The sequence below is a fragment of the Nonomuraea sp. KM90 genome (genome assembly GCF_052246675.1).
Lineage (GTDB): Bacteria > Actinomycetota > Actinomycetes > Streptosporangiales > Streptosporangiaceae > Nonomuraea.
Genome location: NZ_JBQQCB010000006.1, coordinates 85,923 through 99,018, shown reverse-complemented (window position 1 = coordinate 99,018; position 13,096 = coordinate 85,923). Strand labels below are relative to the sequence as shown.

Here is a 13,096-nt window from a genome sequence, read left to right as displayed (position 1 = left end):
GCGCGGTCTGACGCGGTGTCGGTGGATACGGGTACGGTGGAGCTGTGAGTGAGGTCCGTGAGCCAACTGCAAGCACCGAGCGCCCGGCAGGCGGGCCTGATGAGTCGCGCAACGAGGCACGAGCGGCGGTCCAGGGGCGGCGACGCCCAGTGATGACGGCGAGGAGTATGTACGAAGCTAAGAAGACCAATGTGCGGCACGATCCGATCGCGCGGGGCGTGGTGAAGACATCCGCGCCGGGGAGGGAGCGACAGATGATTCTGCTGCGTCAGCTGCTCGGTGACGTGCTGAGGCGGTTGCGGGTGCGGCAGGGACGCACGCTACGCGAGGTGTCCACGCTGGCCCGGGTTTCGCTCGGTTACTTGTCCGAAGTGGAGCGTGGCCAGAAAGAGGCCTCGTCCGAGCTGCTCGCGTCCATTTGCGGCGCGCTCGGAGTGCCGCTTTCGCAGGTGTTGCGTGAGGTTTCCGACCAGTTCGCGCTGGCGGAGCTCCAGGCTGCCCCTGTGCTTGCCGACGTGCCCGAGCACGAGCGGCTGCCCCTTTCGGAGACGGTTCCCGGGTCGATTTCCGACTCCGTGTTCCCCGAAGTCAAGGACATGGTGGCTGCCTAACGCGGCTGGCAGCCAGCACACCACAGGATCAGCCGTTCCTGTGGCTGCGCCCCCATCTCCCCACGGCTGATGCGGGTGCCGCATCGGCGACAGGGTCTCCCTGCCCTGCCATAGACCCAGGTCTGATTCGCCGGGCGGCGATCGCCTGTGGTCACCGTGCCCGCATGTCCCCTGTTGGCGTCCAGCAGTCGCTGGGCCAGTGACACGAGCCCGTTGAGATCCTCGATCTCCCCGACCTTCTTCCACGGCCAGATTCCGCGCAGGAAAAGGGTCTCGGCGCGATAGATCGTGCCGATCCCCGCCAGGTTGCGCTGATCGAGCAGCGCCTCCCCGATGGTCCTGTCGGGTGCCTCTCGCAGCCTTCGCACGGCCTCGTCCGGGTCCCAGTCCGCGCCGAGCAGATCCGGCCCCAGGTGGCCCACCAGGCGTGCCTCGTCGTCCGTGCGGACGAGATCCACCATCCCCAGCTTGATCCCCACCGCCTGCCACTGCTCGTTGGCCAGGATCAGCCGCACCCGGTCGCCGGGGGCGGTGCGCCGGCCGGCGGGCATGATCTGCCAGCTGCCGTCCATGCGCAGGTGGGTGTGGACGGTGAGGCCGCCGTCGACGCGGGTGAGCAGGTGCTTGCCCCGGGAGACAGTGGTGACGACCGCGCGGCCGGTGAGGTCGGCGGTGGCGTGCCGGGGGACGCGGAAGTCCGACCGGGTGAGGACGCGCCCGTCGAGCGCGCCCCGCAGGCGGGCGGCCGTGCGGTAGACGGCATCTCCTTCGGGCACCCCTCCAGTGTAGAAATCCGCCCTTCGTGACGCTGCGGGCTTTGTGGCGGTGTGGGCAATGGTGACGGCGGAGGGCTTCACGCGCGTCTTCTTGACCGATCGCGTGATGAACCTTGACCCGTTTTGCTGCCTTTGCGGGTGTTCGCGGACATAATGCTGATCAGGACTGGGCCTTGACGGAAGGCTTGAGCGCGGCATGCCGGAGATCACGGATTTACGCGCGGGAGATCCCGCGGAGGTCGCGGAATACCGGTTGAGCGGGCGGCTGGGGTCCGGCGTCTTCGCCGGGATCTCCAGGACCGGGGAGGCCGTCGTCGTCCGCCTGTTACCGGCCGAGATGGAGGCCGAGCCCTTCCTGCGGGTCATGGAGCCGCTGCGGGCCGCGTCCGCGGTGGGCAGCGCGCAGATCCTGGACATGGGCGTGCACGACGAGCAGGTGTACCTCGTCACGGAGCTCGTGGACGGTCCCACGCTGAAAGAGGTCGGCGGATCCGTCGGCGGGGTCGGGCTCTACCGGCTGGCGACGGGCACGATCACCGCGCTGGTCGCCATCCACCAGGCGGGGCTGGTCCACGGCGACATCAGGCCGGGCAACGTGGTGCTCGGCCCCGACGGGCCCCGGGTGATCGACGCCGGCCTGGAACAGGCGATGGCCGAGGCGTCCGTCTCGACCCGCAAGGTGGCCGTGCCCGCCTACACCGCGCCCGAGCGGCTGCGCGGCGGTGGTGCCGAGCCGGCGGCCGACGTGTTCTCGTGGGCGGCGACCATGGTGTTCGCCGCGAGCGGCGCCTCGCCCTTCGAGGGCGGCTCCATGAGCGGCACCGTCGATCGCATCGTCAACGGCGAGCCGGACCTGCCCGACCTCGGCGAGCTGCACGGCCTGATCGTGGCCTGCCTGGACAAGGATCCGGCCGCCCGGCCGGCCGCCAGCGAGGTGCTGCTGCGGCTGGTCGGCCAGACGTCGTTCCTGACCGGGCGGGTGGAGGTCGCCGCGCCGCCGGTCCACGAGACCAAGCCGCCGGCCCGGCGGGGCGGGAGCGTGCCGGCATTGGTGGCCGCGTTCGCCGCCGGGGCGCTCGTGGCGGGCGCGGGCGTGTACGCCGTGGCCGGTGACCCCACGCCGGCCAGGAGCACGGCCGCCGCCACGACCTCGGCCACCCCCGCGGGCACGCCCACGATCACGTCGGCCCAGACGGAGGCGCCGCTGGAGGCGGTGGAGAAGAAGGCGGAGAAGGACACGGAGCTGCCGGCGATCGGCATCACGCTGCACGAGCACTCCAAGGACCCGGTCCGGATGATGGCCTACATGGGCTCCACCGACAAGTACACGTCCTACGCCCGGGACAGGAACGGCACGTTCAAGGCCGTGGGTACGGGCGAGCAGCCCGTCATCTCGCCCGGCGGTGACTGGGTGGCGCTCAACCCCATGCTCAAGTTCCAGACCTCCGAGCTGGACCAGATCAAGTTCACCAGGATGTCCACCGGCGAATCCTTCGTCGTCAGCACGGTCAAGAGACCCTTGCAGCACCTGAATCCCGTCTGGTCCAGGGACGGCGGCAGGCTGCTGCTCTCGGTCCACGACTCCAGCAAGGAACCGTGGCGGCTCGTGGGGTTCGTGGTCGTCGACCTGGCCACCAGGAAGGCCGTGCACGTCGAGACCGAGTACCTCGACAACCCGTCCCTCGCCTACACCTTCGCCCCGGACGGCTCGATCGTCCGGGGCTACTGGGACGGCAAGCGGGGTGGGATCGAGTATTACGACATGTCGGGCGAGGTCACCAAGACGTGGCACTGGGTCGGCCTGCCGCGCGGCACGCAGTGGTTCTCGCCGTCCGGCAAGCGGCTGGCCACCATCTGCCCGGGCGGCGAGAAGGACTACTGCGTCTGGGACGCCCGGACGGGCGCCCGGCTGGCGACGGTGCCCTCCGGGACCGCCGAGGGCAGCTTCATCGGCTGGTTCAACGACAAGCACCTCCTCGTGCAGGATCCCGGTAAGAAGAAGGACACCGAGGTCGTCCAGGTCATCGACTTCTTCGGCAAGACCGCACGCGTCCTGGCCGACGTCTCCACCAAGAAGCCGGCCCTGCTGCAGTACGCGCCGGTGCCCCGCTCATGAAACCGCTGGCCACGGGCGACCCCGTCCAGATCGACGGCCACCGCGTCGTGGGGCGGCTCGGGGAGGGCGGCCAGGGCGTCGTCTACCTGGGCGAGTCGACCGACGGGACGCGGGTGGCGATCAAGATGCTGGGCGCGGGCCTGGACGAACCCGACGCGCTGGCGCGCTTCGGCCAGGAGATCGGGTACGCGCGCCGGGTCAAGGCGTTCTGCACCGCGCAGGTGCTGGCGAGCGGGGAGCTCGGCGGCACCCCGTACGTCGTGAGCGAGTACGTGGACGGCCCCTCGCTGGCCGAGGTGATCCAGGAGCGGGGCCCGTTGCGCGGGGCGGAGCTGCGGCGGCTGGCGATCGGGACGCTCACCGCGCTGGCCGCCATCCACCAGGCGGGAGTCGTGCACCGGGACTTCAAGCCCGGCAACGTGCTGCTCAGCAGGGACGGGCCCCGGGTGATCGACTTCGGCATCTCCCGCGCGCTGGGGGAGTCGGAGAGCGGCGAGCATCTGGTGGGGACGCCGCCGTACATGGCTCCCGAGCAGTTCGACGGCCGTCCGGCGGGGGCGGCCTCGGACCTGTTCGCGTGGGCCGCGACCATGGTGGCCGCCGCGACGGGGCGACCGCCGTTCGGTACGGGCGCCCTGCCCGCGCTGATCAACCGCATCATGCATGCCGAGCCCGATCTCGGCGGCCTCGACGGCGACCTGCGGGACCTGGCCGCGCGCTGCCTGGCCAAGGAGCCGAGGGCCCGCCCCACGGCGGCGCGGGCGCTGCTCACCCTGCTCGGGCACCGCCTGCCGGAGCAGGCGCTGCGCGACACCGGGGCGCAGCGGCTGCTGGCCGAGGGCCGCCAGTCCGCGGCGCCTCCCACGCCTCCCGCACGTGCCCGCAGGCGATGGCCGCTGATGGCCGGGGCGGCGGGCACCGCCCTGGCGGTCGCGGCCACCGTACTGCTCCTGAGGCCCGCGCCGGCGCCGAGGCCGCCCGCGCCCACCCCGGCGCCGCTGCCGGTGCCGCGTCCGGGGCCGATGGCGCTCACGTCGCAGTCGGAGCTGAAGATCCCGGACACCCGCATCACGTTGTTCGAGAACCCCGCCGACGCCGTCTGGGTGTCCTCCTACCACGACCAGCGCAAGACCGGCACCTACCCGACGTACGTGCGGGATCCGGCCACGGGCGCCTTCTCCTTCTTCGGTATGTGGGAGGAGCCGATCACCTCGCCCGGGGGCGGCTACGTCGCGTCCCTGTCCTTCACCCGGCTCAAGCGGGACGACTTCGAGACCATCCGGCTGCGCGATCGCACCGGCCGGGAGCGCGAGCTGCGTACCGTGGACAAGCCCGCCACGCTGATGGCCCCGCGCTGGTCCGGCGACGGGCGGCGGCTGCTGGCGACCGTCATCGACACCAGCGCGTCGGACCGGGCGGTGGGCTTCGCGGTGGTGGACCCGGTCGCCGGGTCGGTCAAGGTCACCAAGGTGACCGGGGCGGGCAAGATCCGCTATGTGTGGGGCTCCGACGACGCCAGCGTGCTGTATCAGGCGCCCGGTGGGGTGATACGGGCGCTGGACCTCGACGGCAGGCAGCTGCGGGCCTTCTCGGGGCTGGGGGAGCTGGTGGTGAGGCAGGCGGAGCGGACGGCCCTGGGGACGATTTTCGCCACGAAATGCCGGGAGAATTCGCACAATATCTGTGTCTGGGATGAGAAGGCCGGCGCCAGGAAGGGCGAGATCCGGCTGCCCAAGGGCGTCGGCTACAGCGGCTGGCTGGACGATCAGCACTTCCTCGGGTCCAGGCCGGACGGCGGGAACACGGACGTCGTCATGATGGACGCGACCGGGCGCGTCGTACGGACCCTGGCGACCGGGCCCAAGGCCGAACTCGACGCGATCGTGCTCTGGTACTCCAGGAAGTGACTTCGTGGACCGGGGCTCGGGCGGGCTGGGCCAGGATCAGCGTCAGCCCGTCGGAGGGCGGCACGGACTTCTGGGCTGGTCTGGTGGTGAGTAGTCACCTTCTCACTTTTAGTGACGGTGCGGGCGTGGTTCCGGCAAACTGTGGTGCATGCCTAGCGCTGTGAGGTGACGATCGTGCAAGCAAGCCGGTGGCGGGGGAACCTGCCCAGCGAGACCACGACGCTGATCGGGCGCCGCGAGGAGGTCGCCGTGCTGCGGGCGCTGCTCGCCGGGTCCCGGCTGGTGACCGTCACGGGGGTGGCGGGGGTCGGGAAGACCAGGATCGCCCTGCGCGCCGCCGCCGGGTTGCAGGGGGACTTCGCCGACGGGGTCTGGCTGGTGGCGCTGTCGCCGCTGGCCGAGGGCAGTGCGCTGCCGTACGCGATCGCGGAGTCGCTGCCGCTGACCGACCAGGCCGCCCGCCCGGTCACCGAGATGCTGGCCGGCTACCTGGCCGGGCGGGAGCTGCTGCTCGTGCTCGACACCTGCGAGCACGTGGCGGGGGAGTGCGCGGCGACGGTCGAGGCGCTCCTGGCCGCCGCTCCCGGGCTGCGCGTGCTGGCCACCAGCCGCCGCTCGCTGAGCTGCCGGGACGAGCAGGTCTTCGCGGTGGAGCCGCTGCCGGTGCCGAGCGGGTCCACCTGGGCGGACGGCGACGCGGTGGCGCTGCTGGCCGACCGGGCCGCCGCGGCGGTGCCCGGCTTCGCCGTCGACGAGCACAACCGCGAGGCCATGATGCGGGTGTGCCGGCGGCTGGAGGGGCTGCCGCTGGCCATCGAGCTGGCCGCCGCCCGGCTGCGCGAGCTGCCCGTCGAACGGCTGGCCGAGCGGCTGGAGGACCGGTTCGACGTGCTGGGCACCACCGAGCGCAAGGTGTACGAGGCCGACCCGCCCTGGCACCAGGCCCTGCGCACGGCCATCGGCTGGAGCCACCAGCTGTGCACCCCGGCCGAGCGGCTGCTGTGGGCGCGGGCCTCGGTGTTCGCGGGCGGCATCGACCCGGTCGCGGTGAAGGAGGTCTGCGCCGACGACCGGCTGCCGAGCTGGCAGATCCCCCAGCTGCTCGAGTCGCTCGCGGACAAGTCGATCCTGATCTGGGAGCCGACCGGCGCCGGCGACCGCTACCGGATGCTGGACACCATCCGCGAGTTCGGCGGCATCTGGCTGAAGGACCTGGGCCAGGACGAGCGCCTGCGGCGCCGGCACCGCGACTACTACCTGGCGCTGGCCCGCGAGGGGGACGCCTGCTGGATCGGGCCCGACCAGTACTCCTGGTACGACCGGATGACGGCCGAGCACGACAACCTGCGGGCCGCGCTGCAGTTCTGCCTGGCCCGGCCGGAGGGGCACGCGGCGCTGGAGCTCGCCGGGGCGCTGTGGTTCTTCTGGTATCCCTGCGGGTTCCCCAAGGAGGGGCAGCACTACCTGGAACGCGCGCTCGCCCAGGACCGCGAGCCCGGCCCGGCCCGCAACAAGGCGCTGTGGGCCTGCAGCTTCGTCATGCTGTGCCAGGGCGAGGAGGCCCTGGCGGAGAAGCTGGCCGTCGAGTGCCTGGCCGAGGCCGAGCGGCAGGGCGACGCGGAAGCGGTGCTGGCCGCCAGGAGCGCCGTCGTGTGCTCCAGGCTGCTCGCCGGCGACCACGCGCGCACCGCCGAGCTGGCCAGGAGGCTGATCGACGGGGCCGGCGACTCCGTCGTCGTCTTCCCCACGCTGTTGGTGCTCAACTGCTACAGCCTCTCCCTGACGGTCACCGGGCACCACGAGGAGGCCATCGCCGTGCTGGAGCGGCTGCGGGCGCTGTGCGACCGGCACGGCGAGCGCTGGCAGCGCGCCTACGGCGACGTCCTGCGGGCCCAGGCCGAGCTGGCGGGCGGCCGGGCCGCGGAGGCCCTGGCGTACGCGCAGGCGGGGCTGGAGGTGAAGTGGCGGCTGCACGACAGCGTGGGCATGGCGATGGCGATCGACGTGCTCGCCCCGGCGGCGGTGGCCGCGGGGGAGGGGGAGCGGGCCGCGCGCATGCTGGGCCTGGCCGAGGCGATCTGGGACACCCTCGGCAAGCGGCGGATCGGCCTGCCGGAGGTGGTGACCGCCCGCCAGGCGTGCGAGAGCCGGGTGCGGAAGGTGCTCGGCGACGGGGCCTACGACAGCGCCTTCCGGGCCGGTCGGGAGGCAGATCTGGACGCGGGCGTGGCGTACGCGCTGGGTGGGCCCACCCTGCGCTGATCTTCCGGGGTGGTGTCAGTCCCAGGCGGCGGGGTCGGCGGCGAGCAGGCGGATGCGCTCGGGCAGCGTTCCGGAGGCGACGTGCTCGAGCGTGACCTCCTCCAGGATCGAGCGCTCGGTGGCCCGCAGCGCGATCCACACCTGCTGCAGCGACTCGGCGGGCCCCCGGTAGCCGACGTGCTCTGGCCGCTCGCCGCGGACGTTGGCCAGGGGGCCGTCGACCGCCCTGATCACGTCGGCCAGGGAGATCTGGGCGGCCGGCCTGGCCAGCACGTAGCCTCCCTCGGGCCCGCGCTGGCCGCGTACGAGCCCGGCGCGGCGCATCTGCAGCAGGATGTTCTCAAGGTATTTGGGCGGCATGTCCTGCTCTTTGGCGAGCTCGCCCACAGTAGTCGGGCCTGCACCGGCTGCGGCGAGTTCGGCGGCGGCGCGGAGGGCGTAGTCGACACGAGCGGATAGGCGCATGTTCTCGATTATCCCTCCTGGTCAACACTGGTTAGGCGCAAGGTCGTCAGAACGGGCAGGTGATCCGAATACGGCAACCTCGGCACCTGGGCGGACACGAGCCTGCGAACCCTCGCCTGGACGCGCAGGACATCGAAGAGGACTACGATGCCGAGCGCGAGCACGGTGGCCGGGCCCAGGGGATGACCATGAGGCATCCTCGTGTTCACCTGCGGTGGCGCGCAAGGCCGTGGCGCTAAACTTCCAATAATCTTTTCGATTACGGTCATTCGATTGCGACGGCGGGATTCAGCGTGGAGCGACGCCCTGGTGTGCCCAGACTTCTGCGGGAGATCAATGACCGGGCCGCGCTGGAGCTGTTGCTGGCCACCGGGCCGATGACGCGCGGGCAGATCGGCGACCTGACCGGCCTGTCCAAGGTCACCGCCTCGCAGACGCTGGCCAGGCTGGAGGAGCGCGGGCTGGTCGAGGTGGTCGGCGCCCAGGCCGGCGGGCGCGGCCCCAACGCGGCGCTCTACTCGGTGATCCCCTCCAGCGCGTACGTCGCGGGGCTCGAGGTCGGCCCCGAGCTGATCTCCACGGCCGTCGCCGACATCCACGGCCGTACGATCGCCGAGGTCACGGTCGACCCCAACGGCCACGACGACCCGGTCTCGGTGGTGCACGGCGCGATCGTCAAGGCGTGCCGCAGCGCCAAGGTGAGCATCGCCAAGCTGCGCGGCGTGGTGATCGGCACCCCCGGCGTGGTCGACCCGCGCAGCGGCGACATCCGCTTCTCCTTCGACCTGCCCGGCTGGCACGAGGGCATCCACGAGGCCCTGGCCGGCGACCTGCGGCGCGAGGTGACGATCGAGAACGACGTCAACCTCGCCGCCATCGCCGAGCGCGTCGACGGTGCGGCCACGGGCATCGACGACTTCGTGCTGCTGTGGTCGAGCCGGGGCCTGGGCCTGGCCATCATGCTGGGCGGCAAGCTGCACCGGGGACGTTCGGGCAGCGCGGGGGAGATCGGCTACCTGCCGGTGCCCGGCGTGCCGTTGCCCGAGGACATCCGTACCGAGCCGGGGCGGCTGCCCTCGCTGGCGGGCGGGCTGCAGTCGCTGGTCAGCGCCGAGGCGGTGAGCGAGCTGGCCCGGAGCTACGGCTTCGCCGCCGGCAGCGCCGGCGAGTGCGTCAAGGTGGCGGTGGCCGCCGGTGCCGAGGGGGAGCCGCTGCTCGACGAGGTCGCGCGGCGGCTGGCCCTGGGGGTGGCGGCGGTGTGCGTGATCCTCGACCCCGGGCTGGTGGTGCTGGCCGGTGAGGTGGGGCACGCGGGCGGGGCCGCGCTGACGTCGCGGGTGGAGGAGGCCGTGGCCCGGATCTGCCCGGTGCGCCCCCAGGTGGTCACGACGACGGTGACCGACAAGAACCCGGTCCTGCGCGGCGCCGTGCTGGCCGCCCTGGACCAGGCGCGCGAGGAGCTGCTGGCCACCTGATCCCGGCCCGCCGGCCTCCTCGGAGGGGGCCCTGGCTCGATCGCCCGCCGGTCACCCGCCCCACGCCCTCTCCACCCCCGGAGCGCGGGGAAGAGGAGAGAGCGGGTAAGGCGGGGTCAGGCGGTCAGGAGTTCGACGGCCGCCTGGGCGTTGGCGCGGGCGGCGCCGTACGTGGCGATGTAGGCCGCGCTCCCGGGCTGCCAGACGGGCAGGCCCATCTCGATCACGGTCGTGTCGGGGCGGGCCGCGACCAGCGCGGAGACCAGATCCCGGCTCTCGTGGTGGCGGTGCGCGTCCTTGACCACGACGACCAGCGACCGGTTCGCGGCCTTGGCCAGCAGGTCCTGGACGTCGGCGGCCGCGGGCTTGACCCGGACGATCTCGGCGTCCGGCAGCCACGGGCCCACCCCCCACGGCACGTCGCCCACGGCGATCGTCGGCGGGGTGTCCACCTCGATCACCAGGGGCTCGACCAGGGGCTTGGCGGAGCCGGTCAGGCGTACGGCGCGGCGCGCCGCGTCCAGCCCGACGACGTTCTGCTCGGCCGCGAACCGTTCCGGCGCGCCGGCCCAGGCCCGCAGGGCGGCCACCCGGGCGGCCGCCTCCTCCAGCCGGGCCGCCGGCAGCCGGCCCTCGTGCACGGCGGAGACGATCTCGGCGATGATCGCCTGCACATCGTCATAGGTGGGCAGCGGGCCCAGGCACAGCAGGTCGGACCCGGCCGCGATGGTCAGCACGGCGCCCCCGGCCAGGCCGACGCTGCGGGTGATCGCGTGCATGTCGAGCGCGTCGGTGACGACCACGCCGTCGTAGCCGAGCTCGCCCCTGAGGAGCCCGGTCAGCGCGGCGCCGGACAGCGTGGCGGGCGTCTCGCCCGTCACCACCGGAACCGCGACGTGCGCGGTCATCACCGACTTGGCCCCCGCGCCGATCGCGGCGCGGAACGGCGCCAGCTCCCGCGCCCGCAGGACGTCCATGCTGACGTCCACCACGGGCACGGCCAGGTGCGAGTCCACCCGGGTGGCGCCGTGGCCGGGGAAGTGCTTGACGCAGGCGGCCACGTTCACCGACTGCAGGCCCCGTACGGCCGCCACCGTGTGCCGGGCGACCAGCTCCGGGTCGGACCCGAACGACCTGGTGCCGATCACCGGGTTGTCGGCCTCGGTGTTGACGTCGGCGCTGGGCGCCATGTCCAGGTTGATCCCGCAGGCGGCCAGCTCGGAGCCGATCGCCCGGTAGACCCGGCGGGTCAGCTCGACGTCGTCCACGGCCCCCAGCGCCGCGTTCCCCGGGTACGGGCTCCCGACGTGGTAGGCGAGCCGCGTGACGTCCCCGCCCTCCTCGTCGAGCGAGATGACGGGCTCACCGGCTCCCCGTAGCGCGGTGGTCAGCTCGAGCACCTGGCCGGGGTCGGCCACGTTGAAGCCGAAGAGCGTGACGCCGCCCAGACCGTGCTCCAGTTCGCGCAGCACCCAGTCGGGCGCCGTGGTGCCCTGGAAGGCGACGAGCAGTGTGCCGGCCGCGAGGCGGCGCAGCCCCCGATCACTCTGACTCATGGCTCCTCATCAGTTTTCAGGCATGGTCGGGTACGGCATCGTCGTGCCGTACGGGACTTTGCTGGTGTTGTCAGCCCTTCACGGCCCCGGCGACCAGGCCGGAGACCATGCGGCGTTGGACGAGCAGGAAGAAGATGACGACCGGGAGGGTCATCATCGTGGAGGTCGCCATGATGGCGCCCCAGTCCGTGCCCTTCTGCCCGAAGAAGTACTGCAGGGCGACGGGCATGGTGTATTTGGTGGGATCACCGAGCAGGTACAGCGCCATGATCAGTTCGTTCCACGCGGTGATGAACGAGAAGATGCTGGTCGCGACCAGACCCGGAGCCACCAGGGGGAAGAGCACCTTCCAGAAGGTGGTGAACCGGCTCGCGCCGTCGATCCAGGCCGCCTCCTCCAGCGACTTGGGCACGGCGGCGACGAACGTCCGCAACATCCAGATCCCGAACGGCAGCGTCAGGGCCACCTGCGTGACGATCAGCCCGAGCAGCTGGTCGTAGAGGCCCAGGCGCTTGACGCTCAGGAACAGCGGGATGAGCAGCGCCTCGGCGGGGATCATCTGGGCGACGAGCAGCAGGCCCAGGAACGCCGTGCGGCCCTTGAACCGGAAGCGCGCGATCGCCGTGGCCGACAGCAGCGCGAAGACCGCACCGATCAGCACCGTCGCGATGGCGACGATGGCGCTGTTGCGCATGTACAGCCAGATCGAGTGCCCGGCCACACCGTCGGTGAGCACGCGCGAGACGTGCTCGAAGGTGAGGTGGGTCGGGATCGGGATGAAGTCGGTGGTGAAGATCTGGTCGTTCGACTTGAAGGCGGTCGAGACCATCCAGTACACCGGGAAGGTGGCCGTCAGGAAGACCAGCACGCCCGCGGTGTTGAGCGCGGCCTTGCCCAGGCGCCTGCGGGCCAGCGGGCTCATCACAGCTCCTCCTGCTTGAAGATCTGGCGGATGTACACGGCGGTGATGACGAGCAGGATCACCGTCAGCACCACCGCGATGGCCGCGCCCGACCCCATCTTCGGCGGGGCCTTGAACGCCTCGGTCACCGCGTACATCGACAGGTTGTACGCCTCCCGGTTGTTGGTCCCGGCCAGCACGTACAGCTGGGAGAAGACCTTGAAGTCCCAGATGATCGACAGCACCGTCAGCACCGCGAACACCGGCTTCAGCAGCGGGAACGTGATCTTCCTGAACGTCCGCCACGGCCCGGAGCCGTCCACCTTGGCGGCCTCGTAGAGCTCGGCGGGGACACCCTTGAGCCCGGCGAGCACCGAGACGGCGACGAACGGGAAGCCGGCCCAGACCACGCAGATGATCAGCACCATGTAGATGGACCAGGCGTCGTTGAGCCAGGGCTCGCCGGTCCAGTCGGCGCGGCCGAACAGGGCGCTGGAGAGCCAGTCGGGCAGCAGGTTGAGCGCCCAGTTGATGATCCCGGCCTCGGCGTCGAACAACCAGCGCCAGATCACGCCCTGCGCCACCGGCGGGACGGCCCAGGCGAACATGATGCCGATGATCACGAACAGCGACATCTTCTTGCCGAGCCGCTGCAGCAGGACGCCGACGGCGGTGCCCAGGATGAGCGTGAGCGGCACCGCGATCGCGGCGAACACGACCGAGTTGCGGAGCGAGGACCAGAAGATGTCGTTCTCGAGGATGTTGGCGAAGTTCTCGAGGCCCACCCAGGTGGCGGGTTTACGGCCCGAGATCTGGACGAGGCCGACCTTCTGGAAGGCGATGATCGCCATCTGGGCCAGCGGGTACAGCAGCAGTGCGCCGATGACCAGCAGCCCGGGGACCAGCAGGACGTAGGGGATCGACCAGACGGGGAGCCCGCTGGCCTTCTGGGGCGGGCGCGCGCGGCGCCGCCCCGGGGTGGTGGAACGACCTCCACCCCGGGGGAGCGTTGACGTGTTCGTCATAG

The 13,096-nt window shown here is 71.7% G+C and carries 10 protein-coding genes; 5 read left to right on the top strand and 5 right to left on the bottom strand.

Annotated features, from left to right (window positions below):
• Positions 1–254 precede the first annotated feature (254 nt).
• Positions 255–611, top strand: a complete 357-nt coding sequence (locus tag ACTWPW_RS09615) for a helix-turn-helix domain-containing protein (protein WP_090929002.1) — start codon at positions 255–257, stop codon at positions 609–611.
• On the opposite strand, the gene ACTWPW_RS09610 is transcribed toward ACTWPW_RS09615, so the two are convergent.
• Positions 608–1,387, bottom strand: coding sequence for a DNA-formamidopyrimidine glycosylase family protein (locus ACTWPW_RS09610; protein ID WP_375115869.1), 780 nt, complete (start codon positions 1,385–1,387; stop codon positions 608–610). The two genes, ACTWPW_RS09615 and ACTWPW_RS09610, sit on opposite strands and share 4 nt — an antisense overlap.
• 196 nt (positions 1,388–1,583) lie before the next feature.
• Between ACTWPW_RS09610 and ACTWPW_RS09605 the strand changes: the two genes are divergently transcribed.
• The 3 genes from ACTWPW_RS09605 to ACTWPW_RS09595 all read left to right on the top strand — a co-directional run bounded on the left by ACTWPW_RS09605 (position 1,584) and on the right by ACTWPW_RS09595 (position 7,672).
• Positions 1,584–3,503 carry a protein kinase domain-containing protein gene (locus tag ACTWPW_RS09605; RefSeq protein ID WP_443168474.1) on the top strand — a complete coding sequence of 640 codons (1,920 nt, stop codon included), beginning with the start codon at positions 1,584–1,586 and terminating at the stop codon, positions 3,501–3,503.
• Positions 3,500–5,410, top strand: a complete 1,911-nt coding sequence (locus ACTWPW_RS09600) for a serine/threonine-protein kinase (RefSeq protein WP_443168473.1) — start codon at positions 3,500–3,502, stop codon at positions 5,408–5,410. The genes ACTWPW_RS09605 and ACTWPW_RS09600 overlap by 4 nt, the downstream gene beginning before the upstream one ends.
• A 174-nt stretch (positions 5,411–5,584) precedes the next feature.
• Entirely contained in the window at positions 5,585–7,672 is a 2,088-nt protein-coding gene (locus ACTWPW_RS09595; protein WP_443168472.1) for an ATP-binding protein, read from the top strand.
• 15 nt (positions 7,673–7,687) lie between these two features.
• Here the strand turns inward: ACTWPW_RS09595 and ACTWPW_RS09590 are convergent, their stop codons facing one another.
• On the bottom strand, positions 7,688–8,137 hold the full coding sequence (locus ACTWPW_RS09590; protein ID WP_443168471.1) for an RrF2 family transcriptional regulator: 450 nt from the start codon (positions 8,135–8,137) through the stop codon (positions 7,688–7,690).
• A gap of 293 nt (positions 8,138–8,430) precedes the next feature.
• Here ACTWPW_RS09590 and ACTWPW_RS09585 point away from each other — a divergent pair, with 293 nt between their 5' ends.
• Positions 8,431–9,612, top strand: a complete 1,182-nt coding sequence (locus ACTWPW_RS09585) for an ROK family transcriptional regulator (protein WP_375115874.1) — start codon at positions 8,431–8,433, stop codon at positions 9,610–9,612.
• A 116-nt stretch (positions 9,613–9,728) separates the two neighbouring features.
• On the opposite strand, the gene ACTWPW_RS09580 is transcribed toward ACTWPW_RS09585, so the two are convergent.
• The 3 genes from ACTWPW_RS09580 to ACTWPW_RS09570 all read right to left on the bottom strand — a co-directional run bounded on the left by ACTWPW_RS09580 (position 9,729) and on the right by ACTWPW_RS09570 (position 13,094).
• Positions 9,729–11,168: a glycoside hydrolase family 3 protein gene (locus ACTWPW_RS09580; protein ID WP_375115875.1), complete on the bottom strand. Its 1,440-nt coding sequence runs from the start codon at positions 11,166–11,168 to the stop codon at positions 9,729–9,731.
• 70 nt (positions 11,169–11,238) lie between these two features.
• Positions 11,239–12,090 (bottom strand): carbohydrate ABC transporter permease, encoded by an 852-nt coding sequence (locus ACTWPW_RS09575; RefSeq protein ID WP_375115876.1) that lies wholly within the window; start codon positions 12,088–12,090, stop codon positions 11,239–11,241.
• Complete coding sequence (locus ACTWPW_RS09570; RefSeq protein ID WP_375115877.1) at positions 12,090–13,094, bottom strand: carbohydrate ABC transporter permease; 1,005 nt, start codon at positions 13,092–13,094, stop codon at positions 12,090–12,092. Before ACTWPW_RS09570 ends, ACTWPW_RS09575 begins: the two co-directional genes overlap by 1 nt.
• Positions 13,095–13,096: the final 2 nt, after the last annotated feature.

What these genes read in the sequence shown, in the direction of transcription:
- ACTWPW_RS09615 (WP_090929002.1), top strand. Translation starts at nt 255, where the DNA reads ATGATTCTGCTGCGTCAGCTGCTCGGTGACGTGCTGAGGCGGTTGCGG.
- ACTWPW_RS09605 (WP_443168474.1), top strand. Translation starts at nt 1,584, where the DNA reads ATGCCGGAGATCACGGATTTACGCGCGGGAGATCCCGCGGAGGTCGCG.
- ACTWPW_RS09600 (WP_443168473.1), top strand. Translation starts at nt 3,500, where the DNA reads ATGAAACCGCTGGCCACGGGCGACCCCGTCCAGATCGACGGCCACCGC.
- ACTWPW_RS09590 (WP_443168471.1), bottom strand. Translation starts at nt 8,137, where the DNA reads ATGCGCCTATCCGCTCGTGTCGACTACGCCCTCCGCGCCGCCGCCGAA.
- ACTWPW_RS09580 (WP_375115875.1), bottom strand. Translation starts at nt 11,168, where the DNA reads ATGAGTCAGAGTGATCGGGGGCTGCGCCGCCTCGCGGCCGGCACACTG.
- ACTWPW_RS09575 (WP_375115876.1), bottom strand. Translation starts at nt 12,090, where the DNA reads ATGAGCCCGCTGGCCCGCAGGCGCCTGGGCAAGGCCGCGCTCAACACC.
- ACTWPW_RS09570 (WP_375115877.1), bottom strand. Translation starts at nt 13,094, where the DNA reads ATGACGAACACGTCAACGCTCCCCCGGGGTGGAGGTCGTTCCACCACC.